We start from the raw sequence: 24,240 nt of genomic DNA on the forward strand, positions 1-24,240 counted from the left end.
AACAGCTAAGGAACAAGGCGAATGGCGCAAAAGACGCTTTTGAAAGGGCGCGTTCTGAGTTTTGACGGCTCCCCTTTTGAGGGAGAGCCAACGGATTGCACCAAACTCGATGAAGCGGTCGTGATCGAGGATGGGCGTGTTCAGGCCGTTGGTGCGCTGGATCGCTTGCGTGCCGCTCATCCGGATGCTGAGGTTACGGACTACGGCAAGCACCTGATCATGGCCGGGTTCGTCGACCCGCATGTGCATTTCCCTCAGACCGCCATGATCGCGAGCTGGGGCAAGCGGCTGATCGACTGGCTGAACACCTATACCTTCCCCGAAGAGATGAAGTTCGGCGACATCGACTACGCCACCGAGATCGCCAACCGGTACCTCGACCTGACAACCGCGCATGGAACGACGACCATGTGCAGTTTCTGCACAATCCATCCCGAAAGCGTCGATGCCTTTTTCTCGGCTGCGCAACAGCGCGGCCAGCGGGTTGTTGCAGGCAAGACCTGCATGGACCGCAACGCACCCGAAGGGCTGCGGGATACGGCGCAAACGGCCTATGATCAGTCTCAGGCCCTGCTGGAGAAATGGCACCGCGTGGATCGTCTGTCTTATGCGATCACCCCACGGTTCTCGCCCACCTCGACGCCCGAACAGCTTGAGGCTTTGGGCGCGCTCTGGGCAGAGCATCCGCATTGTCTGATGCAAACCCATCTGAGCGAGCAAACTGATGAGATCGAATGGGTCCGGTCCCTGTTCCCGGACGCGCGCGACTATCTGGATACCTATGAGAAGTTCGGCCTGCTGGGTCAGAACGGCCTCTATGGTCATGTCATCCATCTGGAAGACCGTGAGCGGGATCGGCTGCGCGAGGTGGACGCCGGCTTGGTGCATTGCCCGACCTCGAACACCTTCATCGGGTCGGGCCTGTTCGACATGAATGGGTTGATCCGAGATGGCCACCGCGTTGGCCTGGCCACCGATACCGGTGGCGGGTCCAGCTTTTCGATGCTGCGCACGATGGCTGCCGCGTATGAGATCGGCCAGCTGCGTGGCCGCCCCCTGCACCCGGCGCAATTGCTGTGGCTGGGTACAGTCGGGTCGGCTCGAACGCTGCGGATGGACGATTGTATCGGGAATGTCGCTCCGGGGATGGAGGCCGATCTGGTGGTGATTGACCTCGCCTCGACCCCAGCTATCGCCCAGCGCGAGGCCCATGCCGATGATCTGTGGGAAGCCGTGTTCCCCACCATCATGATGGGTGACGACCGCGCTATTGCCGATGTCTGGATCGGAGGGGCGCAGGTCGCCCTTTGAATGCGCCTTCGGCGCATGCCTCCGGCGGGGATATTTTTAGCCAGATGAAGCGCGGATCCCGCTATTGGGCAAGCGCGCGGGCCAGACGGTTTTGGGTCTCGATGACGCGCGGCAGGTCGATCGTCGTGATCTGACCGTCGCGAACGATCTGGCGGCCTTCAACAAACAAATGTTTGACCTGCATTGGACCCGCCAGAAGCAAGGCCGCCGGGTCCCAACTGCCCGCGCTTTCGAGGTTTGTACGAGTATCCCAGACGGCAATATCGGCCCGTTTGCCCGGCATCAGTCGGCCGCAATCGGGGCGCCCAAGCACGTCGGCTCCGCCCCGTGTCGCGATCTCAAGCGCTTCGCGAGCGGACATTGCGTCTGCGCCATTCACCACGCGTTGCAGCAACATCGCTTGCCGCGCCTCGAGCATCAGGTTGCCGTTGTCATTGCTGGCCGACCCGTCCGCGCCCAACCCCACCTTCACACCCTGATCCCGCATGGTCCTTACTGGTGCGATGCCAGACCCAAGACGACAGTTCGAGCAAGGGCAATGGGCCACGCCGGTTCCCGTCCTTGCGAACAGGTCGATCTCGACCCCATCCAGTTTCACGCAATGGGCATGCCAGACATCCGCACCGGTCCAGCCCAGCTCCTCGGCGTATTGGCCGGGACGACAGCCGAATTGGGCTTCGGAATAGGCGATATCTTCGTCATTCTCGGCCAGATGCGTATGCAGCATCACCCCCTTGTCGCGCGCCAGTAGTGCTGCGTCTCGCATCAGGTCGCGGCTGACGGAAAAGGGCGAACAGGGGGCAAGGCCCACCCGGCACATAGAGCCCTCGGAAGGATCGTGAAACGTATCCACCACGCGGATCATGTCGTTGAGAATGTCCTGCTCACGCTCGACCAGACTGTCGGGCGGCAGGCCTCCGTCACTTTCACCGATACTCATCGCCCCGCGCGTGGGATGAAAGCGAATCCCCAATTCTGAAGCGGCGGCAATCGTGTCCTCAAGCCTAGCCCCATTCGGATAGAGATACAGGTGATCGGAACTGAGTGTGCAGCCCGACAAGGCAAGTTCGGCCAGACCGATCTGCGCCGAAGTGAACATCTCATCCGGTCCGAACCGCGCCCAGATCGGGTAGAGCGTCTGCAGCCAGCCGAACAGCAAAGCGTCCTGCCCGCCCGGAACCGCCCGTGTCAGCGTTTGGTAAAGGTGGTGATGCGTATTCACCAACCCGGGTGTGATGACGCAGCCCGAGGAATCGTGGACCTCTCCGTTTGTGGTCAGATCCTGGCCAATTTCGGCAATCTGGCCGTCCCGGATCAGGATATCCGCGCCGTTCAGCTCTTGGCGATCATCATCCATTGTCAGGATGGTGTCGGCGTTTTTGATCAGTATTTCGGGCATTTCACGCTCCTGCTTCTGCCCGTCTCAAGCAAGGAGTGCATCAGCCAGCGGAAAACGGGCGCAAGAACCGGCTGAGTCCAGTTTACTCACGCGCGGCCATTGCGGCAATGGCATTCAATAGTTACGCAGAATTTCCAACGCCGCGGCGTGAATTTCAGCGTTGGCGGCTGCCAATGCCCTTCCGCCTTTGTGGGCCGGGCCACCCTGCCAATCGGTGACGATACCGCCTGCGGCTTCAATCACTGCAATCGGCGCCTGAATGTCATAGGCGTTCAACCCGGCCTCGATCACCAGATCTGCCTGACCGGCAGAAAGCAGGGCGTAGGCATAGCAATCCATGCCATAGCGGGTCAGTTGAACTTGCTCAGCTACGGCTTGAAAACCTGCACGATCCTCGGACGTGCCAACCTCAGGGAAAGTCGTGAACAGGGTTGCCTGCTCCAACACCTGTGTGTCACGCGTTTTCAACGGACTTGTGCCCAAAGGCCCAGTCAGTTGAGCGATGCCTGATCCGCCAACAAAACGCTCACCGATATAGGGCTGATCCACCACGCCCATGATTGGGCCGTCCTGCGTTGACAGAGCGATGAGAACGCCCCAGGTCGGTGTACCGCTGACGAACCCTCGGGTGCCGTCGATCGGATCAAGCACCCAGATCCGGCCCGAGGAGCCCTCAACCTGACCGAATTCTTCACCTAGAATACCGTCATCTGGTCGACGCTGTGCCAGAACCGCTCGCATGGCTTGTTCCGCCGCGCGATCAGCAACAGTGACGGGGTCATACCCGCCAGCCAGCTTGTTATCGGTTTCGAGATTGGTCTGTCTGAAATACGGAAGGATGGCTGCGCGCGCGGCGTCAGCCATTTCTTCGGCAACTTCAAGGTCGGTTAGGTCGGTCTGGCTCATGCAGCACAGGTGCTGCGAACACAGGCCGGTGTCAAGCCGTGGTGATCAGGCAACGTCGCTAAGAACGCGTGCCAGTTCAAACAGACGGCGACGCTGGTTTTCCGGAATCGCGTAGTAAGAGCGCACCAGATCCAAGGCTTCCTTGTCCCCCATCAGGTCAGCAGGAAGCGCGCTCTTGTCGGATTTCTCTTTTTGGCCTTCTTCAAGACCTTCAAAGAAAAAGCTGACCGGTACGTCCAGCGCATCTGCAATGTCCCACAGGCGGGAGGCACTGATTCGGTTCGCGCCGGTTTCGTATTTCTGAATTTGCTGAAACTTGATACCAACCTGCTGCGCCAACTGCTGTTGGGTCATGCCAATCAGCCAGCGGCGATGTCGGACACGCTTGCCCACATGGACATCGACGTGATGAGTCATTGGTATTCTCCTCTACTACACACACATCTGTTGCGGGACTTCGCGCCGTTCACATAAACAGAAGTTAGAGAAGTCCCCATAAGCATCCCCCAACCAGACATGTGCGATCCCCCGATACAGCACTGCCGTCCAATATTGCCGCTTTTGACTTTTTTTTCAAGTTGGTTGAATTGGAATCTCTGTACATTGGTTTATGGTTGTGCATCTCTGTGATTTTGGCGTCGCGGCCGGACCAAACTGTCTTCGTTAGCGCGCTCAATAAGCTGAACGCATTGACAATTTCGCTCTTACTGCGACCTATTCCCTGAAAACCGAGATAGACCATCATGCTTGCATATCGCATTGAATCCAAAGGCGCCGACGCGCTAATTGTCGAAGTACCCACGCCGACACCTGCCGAGGGACAGGTCAGAATCGCCATCAAAGCATGCGGCCTGAATTTCGCTGATTTGCTGATGCAGAAGGGCACATATCAGGATACGCCTAACCCTCCGTTCACTTTAGGTATGGAAATCGCCGGCGTTGTCGTCGAACTGGGGCCAGCAGTCTCTGGCTTGGAGATTGGAGACCGTGTCGCCGTGTACTCGGGTCAGGACGGGTTGGCCGAGTACGGCGTGTTCGACGCGGATCGAGCCATCCCCATCCCGAATGAGACTAGTTTTGAAGAGGCTGCCGCCATTCAGATCGCCTACGGGACCAGTCACCTAGCCCTGGACCATCGCGCCCGGTTGCAGCCAGGTGAAACCCTGCTCGTTACCGGAGCTGCAGGTGGCGTCGGACTGACCGCGGTGGAAATCGGCAAACTTATGGGCGCGACCGTGATTGCCCAAGCGCGCGGTGCGGAAAAGCTGGCCGTTGCACAGGCCGCCGGGGCGGATCACCTGATCGACGCCTCCGAAGACCTGCGCGCCCGCGTAAAAGAGTTGGGAGGCGCTGATGTCGTCTATGACGCTATTGGCGGCGACGTGTTCAAAGCCGCCTTCCGTGCCACCAACCCCGAAGGTCGTCTACTGCCCATCGGCTTCGCCGGTGGCGATGTCCCTCACATCCCGGCCAATCACCTTCTGGTCAAGAACCTGACGGTGATTGGGTTCTATATCGGCGGCTATCTGAGGTTCCGCCCCGACATCGTGCGAAACAGTTTTCAGACGTTGCTCCAGTGGCATGCCGAAGGGAAGATCACGCCTCATATCAGCCACACCCTGCCGTTGAACGAAGTCGAACACGGCCTCCGCCTGTTGAAAGAGCGCAAATCCACCGGCAAGATCGTGATTACGCCCTAGCCCACCACTGCCCGAAGGGGTGTGCCGCCCAACATGCGGAAGTTTTGGCGCACGAGTTGCGCCAATGCTTCGATGATTGCATCGCGCCCCGGCTCTCCTCCGTAGAGATTGATCATATGCGCTGGCAGCTCGGGCAAAACACCACCCGAGTCGATCTGTTCAAGGTGTGCAGCCTCGGTGCCGTCCAGCATCGCGTGAATCGCCAGATCGGCGCTGACCGTGGCTTCGATGGTGCGGTCATTCTCGGTTTCGACGGAAAGCTCCCACGGAATACCCGCGGCATCCAGCGCCGCGATAACCTGTGGACGGAACATGCAGCGCCGCCCCAGCGCAATCGGCAACGGATTCTTGCGCCAGGCGGACCCACCCGGTGCCCCGATCCAGCGCAGCGGGAGTTCTGCAATGGTCTCAGACCCGTCGGATGACGAGGGTTCGGTCGTCAGGATCAGATCACATTCCCCGCGCTTGAACATATCCTTAAGCTGCAGCGAATAGGACGAGATCAACTGCACGCGCACACGTGGGAAATCGGCGTTGAACCGCTGAAGAACACGCGGGATCGCCGGATAGACAATGTCATGAGGGACACCCAGAACCACCTCTCCTTCAAAGGCCTGATCCGTGAGTTTCGAGATCACCTCATCATTCAAAGCGATCATGCGACGCGCATAGGCAAGCAACTGCTCGCCCGAGGCGGTCAGCGCTATGGTCCGACCACTTCTGTCCAGAAGCTCCAGATCCAAAAGCTCTTCCAGGCGTTTCAGCTGCATGGAGACGGCTGATTGCGTCAGATGCAGAAAACCCGCCGCGCGTGTGACGCCACCCTGATCGGCCACGGCCACAAAGGATCGCAATGTGGTGATGTCCAGATTTCTCATGTTCACGAATCCTTATGCATCCAATCAAAAATATTCGTTTTTAAAATGTGCCCTAACTCGCCATATAAATCAAGGAAGTTGATGAGACCGATTTAAACCATCTGAAAAACGAAAGGATAGACCATGAACTCGATCGCCCTGAACCGACCCTGCCCCCAACACAAACAATCCCTGTTTGCGCGCATACGGTCCGTCCTGTCCGTAAGACGTCAACGTCAACAACTGGCTCAGCTGGATGCCCGCGCCCTGAACGACATCGGCATCACCCGAGCCGAGGCCGACGCCGAGGCCCGCCGCCCCATCTGGGATGCCCCGCAGTTCTGGAAAAGCTGTCTTTGATACTCATGTTTTTTCAGCGATAGGCGATCTGCGACAGCAGGTCGCCGTTTTTGTTGCGTATTTTAGGCGGAAATACCGCAGAAACTCTTGAAACACAGCCTTTAGTTGCCGATATTCAGCAGGAAAGTGGCCACTACGTACGGGCCGCACACAGATACGTTTAGGGAGACCTTTGTAAATGGCACAATTCGATACGATTCGGACGGCCGCAGGCGCACGCGCCGCCGAGATTGATGAGGGCCTTCGCGCCCACATGAACAAAGTCTACGGCACGATGTCCGTGGGTATGTTCATTACATTCCTCGCAGCCTGGGCGATCTCGGGTCTGTCGATCACCACCGATCCGTCGGCGGCCGTGGCGCAGCTGAACGCGAACACTTACCTGACCGCGCTGGGTCATTCGATCTATGTCTCGCCGCTGAAATGGGTGATCATGTTCGCACCGCTGGCCTTTGTGTTCGGCTTCAGCGCCATGATCAACCGCATGTCGGCTGCGGCTGCACAGCTGGTGTTCTACTCGTTCGCCGCCGTGATGGGCCTGTCGATCAGCTGGATCTTCATCGCGTTCACCGGTCAGTCGATCATTCAGGTCTTCCTGATCACCTCGATCGCCTTCGCGGGTCTGTCGCTCTACGGCTACACGACCAAGAAAGACCTGTCGGGTATGGGAACCTTCCTGATCATGGGCGTTATCGGCCTGATCGTCGCAATGGTGGTCAACATCTTCCTGGCCTCGTCGGCCATGGCCTTCGCGATCTCGGTCATCGGCGTTCTGATCTTCGCCGGCCTGACCGCCTATGACACGCAGCAGATCAAGAATACCTACCTGCAGATGGCACATGCCGGTGATCAGGAGTGGCTGGGCAAAGCTGCCATCATGGGCGCGCTGAGCCTGTACCTGGACTTCATCAACATGTTCATGTTCCTGCTGCAGCTGCTGGGGAACCGAGAGTAAACCTCTCCCCCACTGCAGAAACGATTCAAACCTGCCAAGACCCGATCTTGGCAGGTTTTTTTTGTTTCCGAAATATGCGGGGCGGCCCCTGCAACGCGCAGGCGATGGCCGAGCGTCACCCCTCCAGCTTGCGCGCCACCAGATATGAAGCCGGAAAGGCCGCCACAAACCCCACCGCCGCCGCCAGCACGATTGGGAGGACTGCGGTGTATCCCATCACCAGAACAGCAATAACCGCTGTACCTGCGAGGGTAGATCCAAGGAAGATATGAACGATCAACATCAGGGGGAGCATTGCGACCTCATTCAAGTATTTACCTGTTCGCGAACACTAGCGCTTTGATCGAATTCGATCCTTGATCTGGGTCAGAGGTTTTGGGGGTCACAGACCACTTGCGACGCCCAGTGGGTATCCGTTCGAGGAAACGCGTGGAGCGGCTGACTGGAAGCGGCAAGAACCGCGACCAATCCAAACGGATGAGCGGCGTCCCGGAAGCCGTCCAGTGGACGAACTCAGCCGCAAACGCTGAGCCCCAGAGCGCTAAAGCGCTCGCAACGGTTGATCAGTAGAACGGAGGGCAGCGCCGGCCCGAGGGGAGGCGCAAACGCGCCGCCCCATGGGGGCGGGTCGGCGCGGCCCGGCGGTGCCGCCGGGCGGGTGGGTAGGTGACGGCAAAAAAATACTACTTAGCCGCAAGCAAAAGAGATTTTGCAAAATCCGATTTACAAGTCTTCCTCTGAGAGCAGAAGTGAATTCCTCCAAATCAGTTCGTTGGCACTAACGTCTTCGAACGGCATTGCGTAATCGCGCTTATCATACCATTGCTTTCTCAGTACGTTTAAGGCGATCTCCAAGTTTGACGGTGGGATGCCCTTGACCGTTCCTAAACGCACACTGTGCAGATATCGACCATGCTCTCGTGTTGCCAAAGCTCGGAGATTGAGCGGAAGAAACCCAAAACCCAAAAAACAGACTAGATCTGAAGAGTCCAACCAGCTTTTAGCACGCTCAATTTCACTTAGTTCGGACGCGCCTTCCGTAAAAGTCCTCAAACCCATCGCAGCTTCGGCGAGATATCTAGGGTCTTTCCAGTTGCCGAATGAATTGGGAAAGGAACAATTGACCTTTCCTAAGCTACCGTAGACATGCACGATATTGAGTGAATTGGCACAAATGGTATTCGCAGTTTCATTGCTCACATCAAAGTAAGACTTAATTGCTTGATGAAAAAACTGTTCGATAACACGATCATAATTGAAGGTAATAAACCGACATGAAGAAAGTGCCGCGCAAAACTCGCTTTCTCCTTTTTGAGTGACCAGTATTCTGAACAACTCCGAAAGCCAATTGTTTGGTAGTTGTGCAAATGAAGGTTGATTGTATGTATTCCCGATATCGAACCAAAGCTTGGAACGCGCTTCTGCTTCCAGAACAGTTCTGGCGATGGCCAGTTTTCCAACCTCCACCCATCCGTCTTTCGCCTGATGAGTATCAAGGAAATTATCGATCGATGGAGCGAGCCCCATAATTTGACGAATATTCTTCGCAATGGATGCAAAAAACTGTCTGTTCCAACGTTGTTCTCTTGTCCTCGGCAAGTAACTGAAACCATGACAAAATGTCTTGTCACCCGATCTCAACTCATCGAAGCTATCAACTTCTACTCTACAGACCTGCTCAATCTTTTTAACAAGCTCGCTTCCTGTTGGTAGGCCAAACTCTGCGCTCGCGCCCGCGCCAACAATAAACGTCTTAGTCCGCTTCATCAGGGTACATCCAAGAATTCCAGTCTTTGAAGCAACCGAGCTTCGGAACAGTTTCTGGACAGTACTAGGCTATGAGTCCATCTTCAACGCAGAGATGAATGCCTCTTGAGGTATATCAACCTTCCCGAACTGGCGCATCTTTTTCTTACCCGCCTTCTGCTTGTCCAGCAGTTTGCGCTTCCGCGTGGCGTCGCCTCCGTAGCATTTGGCGGTCACGTCCTTGCGCAGGGCCGAGAGGGTCTCGCGGGCGATGACCTTGCCTCCGATGGCGGCCTGGATCGGGATTTTGAACATGTGGCGCGGGATCAGGTCCTTGAGCTTTTCGCACATCGCCCGGCCCCGCATCTCGGCCCGGTCGCGGTGAACCATGGTCGACAGCGCATCAACCGGTTCATCATTCACCAGCACCGACATCTTGACCAGATTATCCTCAGTATAGCCGGTCATCTGATAGTCGAACGAGGCATAGCCCTTGGTCACCGATTTCAGGCGGTCGTAGAAGTCAAAGACGACCTCGTTCAGCGGCAGGTCATAGACGACCATGGCGCGGGTGCCCGCATAGGTCAGGTCCAGCTGGATGCCGCGGCGGTCCTGGCAGAGTTTCAACACGTCGCCGAGGTATTCGTCGGGCACCAGAATGGTCGCCTTGATGCGCGGCTCCTCGATATGGTCGACCTTGGAGGGGTCCGGCATATCAGCGGGGTTGTGTAGCTCGATCATCTCACCGTCTTTCATATAGACGTGATAGATCACCGACGGCGCGGTGGTGATGAGCTCGATATCATATTCGCGTTCGATCCGGTCGCGGATGACCTCAAGGTGCAAAAGGCCGAGGAAGCCGCAGCGGAAGCCAAAGCCAAGGGCTGCCGAGGTTTCCATTTCAAAGCTAAACGAGGCGTCGTTCAATGCCAGTTTGTCGATCGCATCCCGCAGGTCTTCGAATTCGGAACTGTCGACGGGGAAGAGGCCACAGAACACCACCGGTTGCGCGGGTTTGAAGCCTGTCAGAGCCTCTTCGGTGCCGTTGCGGTCATTGGTGATGGTGTCACCGACGCGGGTGTCGCGGACCTGTTTGATCGAGGCGGTCAGGAAGCCGATCTCACCGGGGCCAAGGCTATCGACCATCTCCATCTCGGGACGGAAGACGCCGACGCGGTCGACATGGTGCAGAGTGTTGTTCGACATGAACTTGACCCGCATCCCCTTTTTCAGCGTACCGTCCATGATGCGGACCAGAACGATGACGCCGAGATAGGCGTCGTACCACGAATCCACCAGCATCGCCTTGAGCGGCGCGTCCAGATTGCCCTGCGGTGCGGGCAGTTGCTGCACGATGGCTTCCAGTGTCTCATGGATGCCCTGCCCCGTCTTGGCGCTGACCTGAATGGCGTCTGTCGCGTCGATGCCGATCACATCCTCGATCTGTTCGGCCACGCGGTCACAGTCGGAGGCGGGCAGGTCGATCTTGTTCAGCACCGGCACGATCTCGTGATCGGCGTCGATGGCCTGATAGACATTCGCCAGCGTCTGCGCTTCAACCCCTTGGGTCGAGTCCACAACCAGCAGAGAGCCCTCAACCGCGCGCATGGACCGGCTTACCTCATAGGCAAAGTCCACGTGGCCGGGGGTGTCGATCAGGTTCAGCACATATGCCTCGCCATTATCGGCGGTATAGTCGATGCGGACCGTGTTGGCCTTGATGGTGATACCACGTTCCCGCTCGATATCCATGCTGTCGAGCAGCTGTTCCTTCATGTCGCGATCCTTGACCGTTCCGGTCTCTTGAATGAGCCGGTCAGCAAGGGTGGATTTGCCATGGTCGATATGCGCGACGATGGAGAAATTGCGGATATGAGCGAGGTCTGTCATGAATTGGGATATGTCCGGAGTTTGTGGTCTCGTCAAGCGCTGAAGCGTTGCAAAAAAGGCCATTCTCGCAGCTTTCTGAGCAGTAGCATTTACTGGATTCTAGCCAATGGGTAGAATGCTTAAAGCGACTGAGCCGAATAAGAACCAGAAAGCAGCTATCAGGTGGCCGATTACTCTATCTTCGTTTTAGGCGAAAGCCAGCTAACGATTTCGGTCGCGCAAGGGCTGGACGGCCTCACCCAGGGTACCGGCATCCATCTGATTGGTGAAACAATTACGTTCGACACTCTAGCTGTTACAGAAGTCTTCATCACGGACGCAGGTTCAGACACGAGCTTTGCAGACAATGATGGCAATCAGCGCTTGGACGGAGACCAAACAATTGATGGGACCCTGTTTTCCAGTGGTACGCGGGTTGAGGCCGAATATGGAATTACCCTGACGGATGGAACCAATACCTACCAGGCTGTTGCCTTCAATGTGAATAACTCCTCCCCCGCCTTTGGTACAGTTGAAGGGATAGCTTTCATCGGCGGCCCGGGCGAGTTTCCTCCGTCAGGTGTCCCACTGACCATCGTCAGCACACAAGAGGGTCCGAGCTTTGAATCCTCAGATTATGTGAGCCCAATCTGCTATTGCCGTGGAACACTCATAGAGACCCCAGAGGGTGATACCCCGATTGAGAAGCTTCAGGTGGGCGACTTGGTCTGGACGAAAGATGACGGGCACCTGCCAATCACTTGGGTCGGATCACAAGATGTGATCGCGAGCGGGAGTTTTAGACCTGTCGAAATTCCCCCCGGCCCATTGCAAAATCCAATTGCACTCAGCATTTCACAGCAACATCGCCTGCTGATCACGCATCCTGCGGCTGAGCTAATGTTTGGGTCGCCGGAAGTGTTTGTTCCTGCAATCAGCCTTGTTGATGTTGGCTTTGCCCACTTCGCCAATGCACGCGCCGTCTGCTATCATCACATCTTGCTTGATCGGCATAGCATCCTAAAAGCCAACGGGATTGAGTCAGAAAGCATGTTTGTTGCGAAAGCGCCTCGGGACGCAGAGCCAGACGCTTTGTTTTTTCAGAATATCACGCCCCTAATGGCCGGGCCGATGCAGATCGCGCGAATGCCACTAAGACGTCGTGAAGCCACGGTCTTGCTTTGTGAAGTCCTACGTATTGATCCCAAGCCATGTTTGATTCATACTCCCGCGCAGATTGAGAGGGGCGCAAGATCCCTCCAAGCAGGCAAAAACGAGGCATGAGCATGAAACAGTTCCTCCTAATCGCATTTTGTGCGGCGTCGCTGACGACAGTGGCTCCAATTGCGGACGCATCGCAGATCAAGCGGGCGTGTTTGGCGTCGGACCGTCAGGCAGCGACGCGGGCGCGGTGTTCTTGTATCCAGCGCGTGGCAGATCAAGCGTTGACGCGCAGTGATCAGAAGACCGTCTCGAAATGGTTCACGGACCCCCATCAGGCGCAACAATTGAAGATGTCTCAGACGGCGCGCGATGACGCACTGTGGGATCGGTATCAGAACTTTGGCCAGATGGCGCAGGCGATCTGCAGCTAAGCCGTTCTAAAACCTTGACCTGATGCCCGCTGCGCCTCAGAAAAGGCGCAGCGAAAGGTGTATCTTATGGTGATGAAAGGGCTGACCCTGCGGGGCCTTGAGGTGTTTGAGGCGCTGGCCCGGACAGGATCGGTGGCGCAAGCGGCCGAGATCACCGGGCTCAGCCAGCCCTCGGTTTCTCAGCAATTGCGCAATCTGGAAAAGGCCATCGGCACCGATCTGGTGGACCACGGGCGCAGGCCGATGCGGCTGACGCAGGCCGGGCGTAGTTTTCTGACCCGCGCGCAGGCGGTTCTTTCCGAGCTACAGATGGCCCAGAGCGAGCTGACTGTGATGGATCTTGGCCATCTCACCACTCTGTCCATCGGGTTGATCGACGATTTCGACAACGATCTGACGCCGCGGCTTGCGACCCTTCTGGCCGACAGCCTGACGCGCTCGAAATTCAAGTTGATCACCCTACCCAGCCTTGACCTGTTCAGCGAGCTTGAAGCACAGCGCCTTCACATGGCCGTTTCGGCCCATAGCGGCGAGGTGCTGGAGGGGGTTGTCGAGTACCCTCTGGTGCAGGACCCCTTCATTTTAGTCGCGCCGAGCAGCGTCAGCAATGGAACCGAGGCCGTCGAGAAACTGCCCTTCCTGAGATATGCGCGCGAGCAGCTGATCAGCCGTCAGATCGAAGCCCATATCGCCCGACAACAGATCGAGTTCGAAGAGCGGTTCGAGATCGGCTCACACCTGGCCCTGATGGCGATGGTGGCGCGGGGCTTGGGCTGGGCGATCACCACACCGCTGGGATACATGCGTGCGGCCAGATTCCACGAGGACCTGCAGGCCCATCCCTGCCCGCTTGGCGCGTTTTCGCGCACGATATCGCTGTTCACCCGCACCGACTGGTCCGATCAGGTTCCGCAAGAGGTTTCGGGCATGATGCGACGGCTGATGCAAAGCCAGATGATCGATCCAGCCATTGCCAAGCTGCCCTGGCTCAGCGGGCAATTGAAGGTGATGGACAGCTAGCCCTCAAGATGCAAGGCAAGCCCTTCAACTGCGGTTTCGATCAGATCCAGCGCGCCGTCGAAATCCCGCGTGAAGTACGGGTCAGGTACGTGATCCGCGCCGGCATGAGGCGCAAAATCAGTCAATAGACGCACTTGGGTCTGATTGCCGACCGGGCGCAGGGCCTCAATATTCGCGATGTTCTCGGCGTCCATTCCAACAATCAGGTCGAACCGCTCGAAATCCTCAACCACGAATTGCCGGGCCCGCAGATCGTCCAGCTTGATATCCCGCGCTTTTGCCGCGGATTGCATCGGGCCATAAGGCGGCTTGCCGATATGCCAGCCTGCCGTCCCGGCGCTGTCGGTTGCGTGATGGGGCGCACGAGCGCGAAAGGCACCCTCGGCCGCAGGAGACCGACAGATATTGCCCAGGCAAACAAAGAGGATACGATGTGTCATGGGCCAATCTGTAGCGCGTGAGGGGCATATGGAAAAGATCGTCATTCTGACCGGGGCCGGGATTTCCGCCGAAAGCGGCCTCAGCACCTTTCGCGATGAGGGCGGCCTATGGGCGCAACACCGGATCGAGGATGTGGCAACGCCCGATGGTTTCGCCCGCGACCCCGCCTTGGTTCAGGGGTTCTACAACGCCCGCCGCGTGCAGGCCGCCAAGGTGGAACCCAACGCGGCGCATAAGGCGCTGGCCAAGCTGCAACGGGACTTTCCGGGGGACGTTGTGATCGTCACGCAGAATGTAGACGGGCTGCACGAGGCCGGCGGCGCGCAGGATGTGATCCACATGCACGGGAAACTATCCGGCGCGCTCTGCGCATCCTGTGGCCACCGCTGGACAGCACCGCCTGAGATGGAGGTGGGCGAGCCCTGCCCGGCCTGCAACGCCCCCACCGCACGCCCTGACGTGGTCTGGTTCGGAGAAATGCCCTATCATATGGAGGAGATTTTCGATCAACTTGCCTTTGCCACGATCTTCGCTGCGATAGGCACATCAGGCCAGGTCTATCCGGCGGCAGCTTTTGTCCACGAAGCTCAAGCGGTTGGGGCGCGGACAGTTGAAATCAATCTGGAGCCGACAGGCGGTGGCTTCGACGACCATCTTCTGGGCAAAGCGTCCGAAACTGTGCCAAAATGGGTTGATCGCTTACTACAGATCCAAACCTAGTGCGAACGACATAGCGGGACTATCCCGCTCTATTTCAACAAGGTTTTTCAAGAGGCCACAAAATGACCGACCCAAACCCCCAATCCGGTGAGATCCTGGACGATGACAGCATGACCGAGCGTGACAGACTGAGCGCGCAACTCTCAAGCCTGTGGTGGACGTTCCTGATACGTGGGGTGCTGGCGGGTGCGGTTGGTATCGCTGCGCTGTTCTGGCCCTCGGGCAGCATCGCGCTGTTGCTACGGCTGGTTGGGGCACTGTTGATCATCGACGGCGGGTTGACCCTGTTGGGGGTTGGTCGTCGCGGGCTGTTGGGCGGGGCGGCCATCGGCGCTGTTCTTATCGGCCTGGTCCTGCTTATTTGGCCGGAAGGCACCGTCAAGCTGGCCTTCTTCCTGCTCGGCGCCTGGGCATTGATCATCGGCATCGGCTCACTCGCAGCTTCACAACAAATGAATGAACGCGACCCTCAACGCGGCTCGATGCGTGGATCGGGGATCGCAGCATTGATCATCGGGCTGGTGTTGATGATATGGCCAGCCGTTGCATTGATCGCACTTGGTTGGGCCATCGCCTTTTCAGCCCTCGCGATCGCAGCCGTGATGTTCTGGCTGGCCACCCGTCTGCACAACGCGAGCGACCGGGTCGGCATGAAAACCATCAATCGCTAAAGTGCCAACACCAGCCTAGGGACGCAAAAGGCCGGGCTCTGTGCCCGACCTTGCGCATGGATGACGGCCTCAACGCGGCCCGAAGACAGGCGTTCACCTAGTTCGAGTGCGACCCGTGGTTATCATGACCGTGCTTGTCCTGACGTTCCAGATCAACCGGAATCTCAATCACGACCTCACCTGCATTCTCAAAAACCAGCGTAACCGGCAGCATCTCGCCTTGTTCAAACGGGTCCTTCAGACCCATGAACATCACATGGGCGCCCCCGCGCTTGAGCGCAAAGCTCTCACCCGCTGGAATCACAAAGCCTTCCTCGACATGAACCATCTTGGCCACGCCCGCATCGTCAATCATATGGGTGTGCAGCTCGACCCGGGCCGATACGTCCGAAGCCGCGCTGATCAGGCGATCATCGGTATCACTGGTGTTCTGTATCACCATAAAGGCCGCACCCGCCTTGGCTGCCTTACCAGACGACCGAGCGTATGCGTCGTCTACAACGATGATATCGGCGGCAAAGGCTGGAACGGCCAACACACAACCGGCCAGTGTTGCGAACAGAGTGGATTTGAGGGACATCGCGCCTCTCCTATTTCTTTTGGTCTGATTTGTATCGAAAGGGAATCAGACCTTCACCGGAGGGGCCCGCGCCGGTTTCCGTGGCAACGGCAGCGCGATCAGGCTTTCATCGCGGCTGAGCGGCTGAACACCACCCATCAGCGGAGCATCCGGTACGACCGGAGGATACGGATGAACCGCCCCCAGCAGAGCCAAAGCATAGTCAGGACAATAGTGCGGAGGCGCTGTCGGCTGCCCATCCGCATCCATATAGACGACAACGGGTCCTGTGCCCGTACACAGCACCATCTGCCCGACGGCGCGGTCAACTCCGCGCGAAACGGCCAACCCCTGCCCTGTCAGAACAACCAACAGGCACATCACAACAGGGAGGATTCGAGGCACGAAACGTTTCATTCGGCCTCGATATAGGCCGCTGAGCAAACAGGCTTCAAGCGCCAAACCGTCGCGCCCGAAATCGCTTCAGTATTCCAGGCCGCGCCGCTTTACGGTTCCCTTTGTGAGGCTGGTATGGGACCGGTTCACCCGGCGTTGCATCCGGGAACATGCGGAAATTGTCTTACTTGCCAGCTTACTCAGCAAAAGAAAGAAATAAAAACTCTTAAATGACATTGGACAACACTCGTTGTTGATGAACCAATAATGTCAAAAATAGGGCGACCTAGTCTGTGAACAAGATCACTCAAGAGGACTTTGTTTCCTAAATCTTCCCAGTTCCCACCAATCGTTTCCAAACAAAAAGCCCCGAACCACTAAGGTTCGAGGCTTTGAAATTTTAGTAAGTGTAAGGACTTAGGCCGCGGCTTGTGCCTTGGCGATTTCCTTTTTCACTTTCAGAGCGTTTGCCGACAGCTCTTCGTCCTTGGCTTTCGCCAGGAACGCGTCCAGACCACCACGGTGGTCGACCGAGCGCAGGGCAGCTGCCGAGATGCGCAGCTTAACGCCGCGACCCAGGGTCTCGGACTGCAGGGTAACGTCGTTCAGATTCGGCAGAAAACGACGACGAGTTCTGTTTTTGGCGTGGCTGACATTGTTGCCAGTCATCGGGCCTTTTCCGGTCAGTTCGCAACGGCGCGACATGGTTTCTTCCTTTGTTTCTGGAGGCCCGGCAAAACGCCTGCGGCCAAATCACAAGGGGCACAACCCGAAGTCGCGCCCGAAAACTGGTTGGATGCGTGTAGTGGGAATCGCTGGAAGGGTCAAGACACGGCGGACGGATTCTTTTCCAAAACCGTTTGCTAGGGAAAGGGCCCCCGAGCCACACCTGCGACGCGCGTATTGTGGATAAGGTGAAAGCACCATCAGACCAGACTCGCCAGCATTTTCTCGGCGGCAGCGGCGGGGCTGAGGCGACCTTGAGACACTTCCGCATCAAGCTGCGCCATCTGCGCCTTCGCTTGGGCTGTTTCGAGGCGCGCAAGCAGCGAATGCCGCACCTCCTGATCGAACCAATAGCGGGCTTGTGCGGCACGGTTGGATTGCCAGTGCCCTGCTTCGCGCCGCCAATCGGTCAGGCTCTGAATTTCAGCCCATGCTTTGTCCAGCCCATGTTCCTCAACCGCTGAGACAGCCATGGCCTTCGGGAAACCTTCGGGGTCCTGAGGCCGCTTGCGCAACAGGCGCAGGGCACCGGCGTAGTCGGCGCAAGTGCGGGTTGCGGTCGCTTTCAGGTCTCCGTCGGCCTTGTTGATCAGGATGATGTCGGCCATCTCCATGATACCGCGCTTCACGCCTTGCAACTCATCCCCACCTGCCGGGGCCAGCAGCAGCAGGAACAGGTCCGACAACTCCGAAACCACGGTTTCGGACTGACCGACGCCCACGGTTTCGATCAGGACGACGTCGTAGCCCGCTGCCTCGCACAGGGCGATGGCCTCGCGGGTGCGGCGGGCTACGCCGCCAAGGTGGCTCTGGCTGGGAGATGGCCGGATAAAGGCGTTTTTCTCGCGGCTCAAACGCTCCATCCGGGTTTTGTCACCCAGAATGGACCCACCCGAGCGGGCCGAACTTGGATCAACAGCCAGAACCGCAACGCGCAGCCCCTGCCCGATCAGCATCATACCAAAGCTTTCGATAAATGTAGACTTGCCGACACCCGGCGTTCCTGACAGGCCGATCCGCAGGGATTGCCGCCCGGACTGCGCTAAATGGGAAAGCAACTCAGTCGCTTGCGCCCGGTGATCTTCGCGCTGGCTTTCGACCAAGGTAATCGCACGCGCCAAGGCCCGACGCTCACCCTGCAATATCCTGTCGCCCAAGTCAGCTATGTCCATCCGTCCGGTCCCTTTAGAATCCGCCCTAGATGAATGTGCGACGCGTGGTTTGTCCAGAGGCCCAGCGGGATTAACTGCGCTGCTTCTGGACGTCGGGTCCCGCTTTGGCGATAAGGCCGCATGAGCCGTTTGCCGATAGATGACGCCCTTCCGGACTTGCTGGAGGCCCTGAGAACCCATGGCCGTGCCGTGTTGCAGGCTCCGCCGGGTGCGGGCAAGACGACGCGCGTGCCCTTGGCCATGCTAGAGGCCGGATTATGCGCCGGTCGGATTGTGATGTTGGAGCCCCGGCGGCTGGCTGCCCACGCCGCAGCCGAACGGATGGCCGAGACGCTGGGTGAACGCGCCGGGCAAACGGTCGGATACCGCGTCCGGGGCGATGCCAAAGTGTCGAAATCCACCCGGATCGAGGTGGTCACCGAAGGCATCCTGACCCGCATGCTGCAATCTGAGCCGGACCTGCCCGGGGTCGGTGCGGTGATTTTCGATGAGTTCCACGAACGCTCTCTAAACGCCGATCTGGGGCTGGCCCTGTGTCTTGAGGTAATCGGAGCCCTGCGCGATGATCTGATCCTTCTGGCCATGTCGGCAACGCTGGATGCAGACCCTGTTGGGAGGTTGATGGAGGCGCCGCTGGTGACCTCGGAAGGCCGCAGCTATCCGGTTGAAACGCCATGGTTGGAGAAACCACTGGGTGCGCAGGCCCGGCGGTTGGATGCATTGATTGATCTCGTCGTAAAGGCCGAGCGGGACAGCCGCGCCATCGGTGGCGGTATCCTCGTGTTCCTCCCGGGCGAGGGTGAGATCCGCCGCGCAGAAAGCGCACTGTCCGGGCGACTGCCACAGGATTGCGTTGTGCGCCCTCTCTTTGGGGCCATGCCCTTTGCCGCCCAGCGCGCGGCCATTGCGCCGGTTGAGAGCGGACGGAAGGTGGTGCTGGCAACCTCGATTGCCGAAACCTCGCTGACGATCCCCGATATACGCGTCGTAGTTGATATGGGACAGGCACGGCGGGCGCGGTTCGATCCCGGCTCGGGCATGTCGCGGCTGGTGACGGAACGGGTGACGCGGGCCGAGGCAACCCAGCGCGCAGGCCGGGCGGGCCGGGTTTCAGACGGGCTGTGCTATCGGCTGTGGTCGAAAGGCGAAGAGGGGGCATTGGCCGCCTACCCGCCTGCCGAGATCGAGGCCGCCGACCTAACCGGGCTTGCGCTGGAGCTGGCGCTATGGGGCGCTGAGGCCAGCGATCTGGCATTTCTGACGGCTCCGCCCGAGGGCGCTCTGGCCGAGGCGCAGGCGCTGCTGACCCTATTGGGCGCTCTGGATGGCAAGGGGCGGATCACGGATCATGGACGCGCGCTGGCTGCCCTGCCCCTACATCCCCGCTTGGGTCATATGCTGGTTACGGCGGGGGCGCAGGCAGCCCCTCTGGCCGCGCTGATGGCGGAACGTGATCCGCTGAAGGGCGCTCCGGTTGACCTGTCCTTGCGGCTTGAGGCACTGCGCGACGCCCGTGCGTTTCAGCGCAATCGCGTCTGGCAGGTCAATATGGGCTTGTTGGACCGGGTCAAGACCGAGGCCAAACGGCTGCGGGCACAGGCCGGATCCGAGGCTGAAAACCTTAGCCCCGCGTCAATGGCGGCACTGGCCTACCCAGACCGCATTGGCCAAAGGCGCAAGGGCGAGGCACCGCGCTATGTGCTGTCCGGCGGCAAGGGCGTTGTTCTGGACAATGGCGATACGCTGGCTGGCGCGCCCTATTTGGTGGTCATAGATACGGACGGCAATCCGCGCGAGGCAAAGGCGCGCATGGCTGTACGAATCAGCGACGGCGAAATCCGAGACCTGTTTGCAGATCAGATCGGATGGGAGACCAGCTGCGTCTGGTCAAAACGCGACCGACGGGTCATAGCACGGCGACAAGAACGCCTCGGCGCAATCACGTTAGAGGACCGGATCTGGAAAGACGTCCCCGAAGACGCGATCGCCCGTGCCATGTTGGATGGGGTTCGCGATCTGGGGCTGCGGTTGGAGGGCGCAGCCGCCCGGCTGGCCGCACGGGTCGAACTGGTGCGCGCCGATGGGGTCGACCTGCCCGACTTCTCGGGCCAAGGGCTGATCGACACGGTGGAAGATTGGCTGCTTCCCATGCTCTCGGGCGTGCGCAGCGCAGAGGACTGGAAGCGCTTTGACCTGCTGCCCGCACTGCGGGCCCGTCTGGACTGGGCGCAGACGCAAGAGCTGGACCGCTGTGCTCCGGGATCCTTCGTTACCCCACTGGGCCGCAAGGTTCCCATCGACTATGGCGGCGACGCGCCCGAAATCTCGGTGCGTCTGCAAGAGCTATTCGGTGTCACGCGCCATCCGGTGGTCGGAGGCACACCGCTGAAGATCACCCTGCTGTCTCCCGCACAACGCCCGATCCAGATCACCCGCGACCTGCCGGGGTTCTGGGCTGGCTCTTACGCGGATGTACGCAAGGACATGCGCGCGCAATACCCCAAACACCCTTGGCCCGAAGATCCAACGCAGGCCGATCCGACATTGCGGGCCAAACGAAGGCCCGGCTGAGGCATCACCAAGCACCGAATTTTGCCGAATTCCCCCCAAATTGCGACAAAATTGCCGCCAAACCCCCAAGAAAAGCCGTTTTTCCGAGGTTACGTTGCATTCATCAATTCCGACGACTATCTGAACATGCATTGAGGTAAGATGTTTTCCGAGCGGCAGAAGAATGAAAGCGCAGTTGCAGAGAATCTGGGATGAGGTCGGACGACCTATGATACAGCGACCCAAGCGCGTGCAGGTGGCCGCCCTTTGTACGCGTCAGACCAAATCCGGCCACGAGGTTCTTTTGGTGACCAGCCGCGATACCGGGCGCTGGATCATTCCCAAAGGCTGGCCGATCGACGGACTGGACGGCGCCGGAACTGCCCTGCAAGAAGCTTGGGAAGAGGCTGGCGTTCGCGAGGCCAAAGCCAAAAAAGAGCCGGTGGGTCACTTCACCTATGACAAGGTTCTCAAAGACGGCTCGGTCGAGGCAGTGTTGACCAGCGTCTACCATCTGCGCGTGACGAAACTGCTGGATGACTACCCCGAAGTTGATCAGCGGCAGCGGAGCTGGGTAACACCGAAGATAGCAGCTGAACGTGTGGATGAGCCTGAACTCAAGGCCCTGCTCAGGCATCTCTAAAGGTCAAGTGGCGTCATGGTTGCCCTCAGGTCGTGAAACCTGTAGGGACCGGCGTCAATCTTTTTGGACCTTATCACACCCATGTCGAGCACGAACTCCAAACCGCGCTGGAAGGCGCTGGATAGCGACCTGCATCGGATCTCTCGGGTCGAGACGGCAAATGCACATGTCGCCCGCCCCTTGCTGGCGCCGGGCATCGCGCTGGCCTTCATGGCACTGGCCGGGTTGACGGCGGCGGTTCTGTTTGGGCAGGCGGATGGTGGCGTGATCGTCGTCGCAGCGGCTGCGTTCGGGGCCTATATGGCAATCAATATCGGCGCCAATGACGTGGCCAACAACATGGGCCCGGCCGTGGGTGCAAATGCCCTGACCATGGGCGGCGCGATTGCCATCGCGGCCATTGCCGAAAGCGCAGGCGCGTTGCTGGCGGGTGGAGATGTGGTCTCAACCATCTCCAAGGGGATCATTGATCCGGCCTCGGTCCAGAACAGCAATGTGTTCATCTGGGCGATGATGGCGGCGCTGATCTCCTCGGCCATGTGGGTCAACCTTGCGACCTGGCTGGGCGCGCCTGTTTCGACCACGCATTCCGTCGTGGGCGGAGTCATGGGTGCTGGCGTTGCCGCGGCAGGGCTGAGTGCGGTCAGTTGGGGCACCATGGGGGCGATCGCGGCCAGCTGGGTGATCTCGCCGGTTCTGGGAGGCGTGATTGCAGCTGTGTTTCTGGCGCTTATCAAGGCCAAAATCCAGTATCAGGACGACAAGATTGCAGCCGCGCAGCGCTGGGTGCCCATCCTCGTGGGGCTGATGGCCGGTGCGTTCGCCACCTATCTGGCGGTGAAGGGGCTGAAGAAAATCGTTGCGATTGATCTGAACACAGCTGTTCTCATCGGTCTGGGTGCTGGTCTGCTGGCATGGGCCGTGACGGTGCCTTGGGTGCGCCGCCGCTCACAAGGGCTAGAGAACCGCACGCGGTCGTTGAAAACCCTTTTCGGGCTGCCTCTGGTGATTTCTGCGACCTTCCTCAGCTTTGCGCATGGGGCCAATGACGTGGCGAATGCGGTCGGACCGCTCGCCGCTATCGTGCACGCAGCCGAGTTCGGAGATTTTGCCGCCAAAGTCACTATTCCCACATGGGTCATGGTGATCGGAGCCTTTGGGATTTCGTTCGGTCTGTTCCTGTTCGGGCCGAAACTGATCCGAATGGTGGGCAGTCAGATCACCAAGCTGAACCCGATGCGCGCCTTTTGCGTCGCGCTGTCTGCGGCCATCACCGTGATCCTGGCCAGTTGGTTGGGACTACCGGTCAGTTCGACCCACATTACCGTGGGCGCCGTTTTTGGCGTGGGTTTCTACCGTGAATGGCATTCTGATCGACGCTGGGCGCAATCTAACCGCCAACGCCCTCCCGAGCAGCGACTGGCGCGGGAAGAGCATCAGCGGCGCAAGCTGGTTCGTCGGTCGCATTTCATGACGATCGTGGCCGCTTGGGTGGTGACCGTTCCGGCAGCGGCTGTGTTGTCCGCTGTGATTTTCTGGATGCTGACTGCATTTGGATAAGCTGGGGATTTGCGAGGCTCTGCCTCGCGCTCCGAGGTATATTTAGCCAGATGAAGAGCGGATCAGGGTCTGATCTGGGCAGGTCGCATGGGTTCTGTTGGGGTTGCGCGGATCAATTCGGCAACCCGGCTGTTAATTGGGGTTGGTCTGTTTAGGGACTCGCCTAGGCAGATGATCTCGCCTTGCAGGCTGTCGATTTCCGTAGAGCGGCCAGCGCTGAGATCATAGGCCATCGAGGTTCGTGCGCTGGGGTCGATGGTCAGCATTTTTGCGGCGATGCGTTTGAACAGAGGTGTTGGCAGGCGCAGGATATGCGGCGTCATCCATGCAGGCAGCGGCGTGGTCGAGGCGACAGGGTGACCGGCAGCTTTCAGAATCGAAAGCGCCTCGGCCATCTGATCTGCCATTAGGCGACGCCAATCGCGGTCCGTCAGTTGATCGACCAGCGTGAGACCCGATAACGCGTTCAGCGCGTTGTTGAGGTTGATGACAAGCTTGCCCCATTGAACGGCCTCGATCTGGTCGCTCTCGGTGATTGGAAGCCGGGCGCTGGTCAGGTGTTCTGCCACGGACCCGGGGCCCGCTTGGATGACGATATGCCCGGACGTGGCGCGGTGATAGGTGGCCGGTCGGTTTGGAACCACGTTGAAAGGCACCATCCCCGCGCGAACATCGTGTTTAGGCAATGCGGCGCGCAGGGTTCGGGCGTTCTCCATCCCGTTTTGCCAGGAAAGGACCGGGGTCGACTGCGGCGCATGCGAAGCAATCAGCGCCGCCATGTCCTCAGTCGCGCCGGATTTCACTGTGACGATGATCAGATCGGCTTTGGCCAGACAGGTGGGATCTGTGCTGAGCTTAAGCAACGTCGCCGGAACCGTGCGGTTAAGACCCGAGAAATCGGTGACCGTCAGCCCCTGCTCTCGGATCGGGTCCAAGACGCGGGTGCGGCCGAGCAGAGTGACCGTATGCCCGGCATCAGCCAGCAACGCGCCGCAATAGCAACCGATACTGCCCGCTCCTGCAATGACGATATTCATGGCGATCCCTCCGTTGCGGGAAGGATCACCGGGTTGGCGTGTCGGGG

25 protein-coding genes are annotated in these 24,240 nt (G+C 58.9%); 12 read left to right on the forward strand and 13 right to left on the reverse strand.

Translation table 11 applies throughout. From position 1 onward, the window contains the following. Nucleotides 1–21 precede the first annotated feature (21 nt). The gene (gene guaD, locus ACR3FB_RS11690) at nucleotides 22–1,311 is read left to right on the forward strand and encodes a guanine deaminase (RefSeq protein ID WP_480563668.1); all 1,290 of its coding nucleotides are present in this window, start codon (nucleotides 22–24) and stop codon (nucleotides 1,309–1,311) included. A 61-nt stretch (nucleotides 1,312–1,372) separates the two neighbouring features. Here guaD and ACR3FB_RS11695 read toward each other — a convergent pair whose 3' ends face one another. From ACR3FB_RS11695 to ACR3FB_RS11705, 3 genes are all read right to left on the reverse strand, one after another. After that, entirely contained in the window at nucleotides 1,373–2,710 is a 1,338-nt protein-coding gene (locus ACR3FB_RS11695; protein WP_480563666.1) for an 8-oxoguanine deaminase, read from the reverse strand. A 114-nt stretch (nucleotides 2,711–2,824) separates the two neighbouring features. Next, nucleotides 2,825–3,616 carry a histidinol-phosphatase gene (hisN, locus tag ACR3FB_RS11700; RefSeq protein WP_480563664.1) on the reverse strand — a complete coding sequence of 264 codons (792 nt, stop codon included), beginning with the start codon at nucleotides 3,614–3,616 and terminating at the stop codon, nucleotides 2,825–2,827. 45 nt (nucleotides 3,617–3,661) lie between these two features. Next, entirely contained in the window at nucleotides 3,662–4,033 is a 372-nt protein-coding gene (locus ACR3FB_RS11705; RefSeq protein WP_170377978.1) for a helix-turn-helix domain-containing protein, read from the reverse strand. 326 nt (nucleotides 4,034–4,359) lie between these two features. Between ACR3FB_RS11705 and ACR3FB_RS11710 the strand changes: the two genes are divergently transcribed. Continuing rightward, on the forward strand, nucleotides 4,360–5,316 hold the full coding sequence (locus tag ACR3FB_RS11710) for an NADPH:quinone oxidoreductase family protein (RefSeq protein ID WP_480563661.1): 957 nt from the start codon (nucleotides 4,360–4,362) through the stop codon (nucleotides 5,314–5,316). On the opposite strand, the gene ACR3FB_RS11715 is transcribed toward ACR3FB_RS11710, so the two are convergent. Further along, entirely contained in the window at nucleotides 5,313–6,194 is an 882-nt protein-coding gene (locus ACR3FB_RS11715; protein WP_480539959.1) for a LysR family transcriptional regulator, read from the reverse strand. The two genes, ACR3FB_RS11710 and ACR3FB_RS11715, sit on opposite strands and share 4 nt — an antisense overlap. 123 nt (nucleotides 6,195–6,317) lie before the next feature. On the opposite strand from ACR3FB_RS11715, the gene ACR3FB_RS11720 reads away from it, so the two are divergent. Together ACR3FB_RS11720 and ACR3FB_RS11725 are read left to right on the forward strand one after the other, a co-directional pair. Continuing rightward, on the forward strand, nucleotides 6,318–6,533 hold the full coding sequence (locus ACR3FB_RS11720) for a DUF1127 domain-containing protein (protein WP_480563659.1): 216 nt from the start codon (nucleotides 6,318–6,320) through the stop codon (nucleotides 6,531–6,533). A gap of 178 nt (nucleotides 6,534–6,711) precedes the next feature. Further along, on the forward strand, nucleotides 6,712–7,488 hold the full coding sequence (locus ACR3FB_RS11725; RefSeq protein WP_170377970.1) for a Bax inhibitor-1/YccA family protein: 777 nt from the start codon (nucleotides 6,712–6,714) through the stop codon (nucleotides 7,486–7,488). A 115-nt stretch (nucleotides 7,489–7,603) separates the two neighbouring features. On the opposite strand, the gene ACR3FB_RS11730 is transcribed toward ACR3FB_RS11725, so the two are convergent. From ACR3FB_RS11730 to lepA, 3 genes are all read right to left on the reverse strand, one after another. Then, entirely contained in the window at nucleotides 7,604–7,783 is a 180-nt protein-coding gene (locus ACR3FB_RS11730) for a CTP synthetase (protein ID WP_170377967.1), read from the reverse strand. Between the two features lie 428 nt (nucleotides 7,784–8,211). Next, a complete protein-coding gene (locus ACR3FB_RS11735) occupies nucleotides 8,212–9,255 on the reverse strand; it encodes a hypothetical protein (RefSeq protein WP_480563657.1) in 1,044 nt (347 codons plus the stop codon). 69 nt (nucleotides 9,256–9,324) lie between these two features. Beyond that, the gene (gene lepA / locus ACR3FB_RS11740) at nucleotides 9,325–11,124 is read right to left on the reverse strand and encodes a translation elongation factor 4 (protein ID WP_170397199.1); all 1,800 of its coding nucleotides are present in this window, start codon (nucleotides 11,122–11,124) and stop codon (nucleotides 9,325–9,327) included. A 162-nt stretch (nucleotides 11,125–11,286) separates the two neighbouring features. Between lepA and ACR3FB_RS11745 the strand changes: the two genes are divergently transcribed. The 3 genes from ACR3FB_RS11745 to ACR3FB_RS11755 all read left to right on the forward strand — a co-directional run bounded on the left by ACR3FB_RS11745 (nucleotide 11,287) and on the right by ACR3FB_RS11755 (nucleotide 13,718). Continuing rightward, complete coding sequence (locus tag ACR3FB_RS11745; RefSeq protein WP_480563655.1) at nucleotides 11,287–12,387, forward strand: Hint domain-containing protein; 1,101 nt, start codon at nucleotides 11,287–11,289, stop codon at nucleotides 12,385–12,387. A 2-nt stretch (nucleotides 12,388–12,389) separates the two neighbouring features. Beyond that, complete coding sequence (locus ACR3FB_RS11750) at nucleotides 12,390–12,698, forward strand: hypothetical protein (protein WP_480563652.1); 309 nt, start codon at nucleotides 12,390–12,392, stop codon at nucleotides 12,696–12,698. A 66-nt stretch (nucleotides 12,699–12,764) separates the two neighbouring features. Then, nucleotides 12,765–13,718: a LysR family transcriptional regulator gene (locus ACR3FB_RS11755; RefSeq protein ID WP_480563650.1), complete on the forward strand. Its 954-nt coding sequence runs from the start codon at nucleotides 12,765–12,767 to the stop codon at nucleotides 13,716–13,718. Here ACR3FB_RS11755 and ACR3FB_RS11760 read toward each other — a convergent pair. Further along, nucleotides 13,715–14,158, reverse strand: coding sequence for a low molecular weight protein-tyrosine-phosphatase (locus ACR3FB_RS11760; RefSeq protein ID WP_480563647.1), 444 nt, complete (start codon nucleotides 14,156–14,158; stop codon nucleotides 13,715–13,717). The two genes, ACR3FB_RS11755 and ACR3FB_RS11760, sit on opposite strands and share 4 nt — an antisense overlap. 28 nt (nucleotides 14,159–14,186) lie before the next feature. Between ACR3FB_RS11760 and ACR3FB_RS11765 the strand changes: the two genes are divergently transcribed. Together ACR3FB_RS11765 and ACR3FB_RS11770 are read left to right on the forward strand one after the other, a co-directional pair. Continuing rightward, the gene (locus ACR3FB_RS11765; protein ID WP_480564976.1) at nucleotides 14,187–14,879 is read left to right on the forward strand and encodes an NAD-dependent deacylase; all 693 of its coding nucleotides are present in this window, start codon (nucleotides 14,187–14,189) and stop codon (nucleotides 14,877–14,879) included. A 62-nt stretch (nucleotides 14,880–14,941) separates the two neighbouring features. Then, nucleotides 14,942–15,550, forward strand: a complete 609-nt coding sequence (locus tag ACR3FB_RS11770) for an HdeD family acid-resistance protein (RefSeq protein WP_480563645.1) — start codon at nucleotides 14,942–14,944, stop codon at nucleotides 15,548–15,550. Nucleotides 15,551–15,647: 97 nt separating this feature from the next. Here ACR3FB_RS11770 and ACR3FB_RS11775 read toward each other — a convergent pair whose 3' ends face one another. From ACR3FB_RS11775 to meaB, 4 genes are all read right to left on the reverse strand, one after another. Then, nucleotides 15,648–16,130: a copper chaperone PCu(A)C gene (locus tag ACR3FB_RS11775; RefSeq protein ID WP_480563643.1), complete on the reverse strand. Its 483-nt coding sequence runs from the start codon at nucleotides 16,128–16,130 to the stop codon at nucleotides 15,648–15,650. 45 nt (nucleotides 16,131–16,175) lie between these two features. Beyond that, the gene (locus tag ACR3FB_RS11780; RefSeq protein ID WP_480563641.1) at nucleotides 16,176–16,514 is read right to left on the reverse strand and encodes a hypothetical protein; all 339 of its coding nucleotides are present in this window, start codon (nucleotides 16,512–16,514) and stop codon (nucleotides 16,176–16,178) included. A 408-nt stretch (nucleotides 16,515–16,922) separates the two neighbouring features. Beyond that, nucleotides 16,923–17,210, reverse strand: a complete 288-nt coding sequence (gene rpmB, locus ACR3FB_RS11785; protein ID WP_085794823.1) for a 50S ribosomal protein L28 — start codon at nucleotides 17,208–17,210, stop codon at nucleotides 16,923–16,925. A gap of 221 nt (nucleotides 17,211–17,431) precedes the next feature. Next, on the reverse strand, nucleotides 17,432–18,403 hold the full coding sequence (gene meaB / locus ACR3FB_RS11790) for a methylmalonyl Co-A mutase-associated GTPase MeaB (RefSeq protein ID WP_170489656.1): 972 nt from the start codon (nucleotides 18,401–18,403) through the stop codon (nucleotides 17,432–17,434). 120 nt (nucleotides 18,404–18,523) lie between these two features. On the opposite strand from meaB, the gene hrpB reads away from it, so the two are divergent. From hrpB to ACR3FB_RS11805, 3 genes are all read left to right on the forward strand, one after another. Further along, the gene (hrpB, locus tag ACR3FB_RS11795) at nucleotides 18,524–20,974 is read left to right on the forward strand and encodes an ATP-dependent helicase HrpB (protein WP_480563638.1); all 2,451 of its coding nucleotides are present in this window, start codon (nucleotides 18,524–18,526) and stop codon (nucleotides 20,972–20,974) included. Nucleotides 20,975–21,137: 163 nt separating this feature from the next. Further along, nucleotides 21,138–21,596, forward strand: coding sequence for an NUDIX hydrolase (locus ACR3FB_RS11800; protein ID WP_480563636.1), 459 nt, complete (start codon nucleotides 21,138–21,140; stop codon nucleotides 21,594–21,596). A gap of 81 nt (nucleotides 21,597–21,677) precedes the next feature. After that, a complete protein-coding gene (locus ACR3FB_RS11805; protein WP_480563634.1) occupies nucleotides 21,678–23,156 on the forward strand; it encodes an inorganic phosphate transporter in 1,479 nt (492 codons plus the stop codon). Nucleotides 23,157–23,218: 62 nt separating this feature from the next. Here ACR3FB_RS11805 and ACR3FB_RS11810 read toward each other — a convergent pair whose 3' ends face one another. Beyond that, nucleotides 23,219–24,193, reverse strand: coding sequence for a 2-dehydropantoate 2-reductase (locus tag ACR3FB_RS11810; RefSeq protein WP_480563631.1), 975 nt, complete (start codon nucleotides 24,191–24,193; stop codon nucleotides 23,219–23,221). Nucleotides 24,194–24,240: the final 47 nt, after the last annotated feature.

It is taken from the genome of Ruegeria sp. AO1 (assembly GCF_056535985.1).

Coding starts and splice junctions, on each gene's coding strand:
- guaD (WP_480563668.1), top strand. CDS start 22: ATGGCGCAAAAGACGCTTTTGAAAGGGCGCGTTCTGAGTTTTGACGGC.
- ACR3FB_RS11695 (WP_480563666.1), bottom strand. CDS start 2,710: ATGCCCGAAATACTGATCAAAAACGCCGACACCATCCTGACAATGGAT.
- hisN (WP_480563664.1), bottom strand. CDS start 3,616: ATGAGCCAGACCGACCTAACCGACCTTGAAGTTGCCGAAGAAATGGCT.
- ACR3FB_RS11705 (WP_170377978.1), bottom strand. CDS start 4,033: ATGACTCATCACGTCGATGTCCATGTGGGCAAGCGTGTCCGACATCGC.
- ACR3FB_RS11710 (WP_480563661.1), top strand. CDS start 4,360: ATGCTTGCATATCGCATTGAATCCAAAGGCGCCGACGCGCTAATTGTC.
- ACR3FB_RS11715 (WP_480539959.1), bottom strand. CDS start 6,194: ATGAGAAATCTGGACATCACCACATTGCGATCCTTTGTGGCCGTGGCC.
- ACR3FB_RS11720 (WP_480563659.1), top strand. CDS start 6,318: ATGAACTCGATCGCCCTGAACCGACCCTGCCCCCAACACAAACAATCC.
- ACR3FB_RS11725 (WP_170377970.1), top strand. CDS start 6,712: ATGGCACAATTCGATACGATTCGGACGGCCGCAGGCGCACGCGCCGCC.
- ACR3FB_RS11730 (WP_170377967.1), bottom strand. CDS start 7,783: ATGCTCCCCCTGATGTTGATCGTTCATATCTTCCTTGGATCTACCCTC.
- ACR3FB_RS11735 (WP_480563657.1), bottom strand. CDS start 9,255: ATGAAGCGGACTAAGACGTTTATTGTTGGCGCGGGCGCGAGCGCAGAG.
- lepA (WP_170397199.1), bottom strand. CDS start 11,124: ATGACAGACCTCGCTCATATCCGCAATTTCTCCATCGTCGCGCATATC.
- ACR3FB_RS11750 (WP_480563652.1), top strand. CDS start 12,390: ATGAAACAGTTCCTCCTAATCGCATTTTGTGCGGCGTCGCTGACGACA.
- ACR3FB_RS11755 (WP_480563650.1), top strand. CDS start 12,765: ATGGTGATGAAAGGGCTGACCCTGCGGGGCCTTGAGGTGTTTGAGGCG.
- ACR3FB_RS11760 (WP_480563647.1), bottom strand. CDS start 14,158: ATGACACATCGTATCCTCTTTGTTTGCCTGGGCAATATCTGTCGGTCT.
- ACR3FB_RS11765 (WP_480564976.1), top strand. CDS start 14,187: ATGGAAAAGATCGTCATTCTGACCGGGGCCGGGATTTCCGCCGAAAGC.
- ACR3FB_RS11770 (WP_480563645.1), top strand. CDS start 14,942: ATGACCGACCCAAACCCCCAATCCGGTGAGATCCTGGACGATGACAGC.
- ACR3FB_RS11775 (WP_480563643.1), bottom strand. CDS start 16,130: ATGTCCCTCAAATCCACTCTGTTCGCAACACTGGCCGGTTGTGTGTTG.
- rpmB (WP_085794823.1), bottom strand. CDS start 17,210: ATGTCGCGCCGTTGCGAACTGACCGGAAAAGGCCCGATGACTGGCAAC.
- meaB (WP_170489656.1), bottom strand. CDS start 18,403: ATGGACATAGCTGACTTGGGCGACAGGATATTGCAGGGTGAGCGTCGG.
- hrpB (WP_480563638.1), top strand. CDS start 18,524: ATGAGCCGTTTGCCGATAGATGACGCCCTTCCGGACTTGCTGGAGGCC.
- ACR3FB_RS11800 (WP_480563636.1), top strand. CDS start 21,138: ATGAAAGCGCAGTTGCAGAGAATCTGGGATGAGGTCGGACGACCTATG.
- ACR3FB_RS11805 (WP_480563634.1), top strand. CDS start 21,678: ATGTCGAGCACGAACTCCAAACCGCGCTGGAAGGCGCTGGATAGCGAC.
- ACR3FB_RS11810 (WP_480563631.1), bottom strand. CDS start 24,193: ATGAATATCGTCATTGCAGGAGCGGGCAGTATCGGTTGCTATTGCGGC.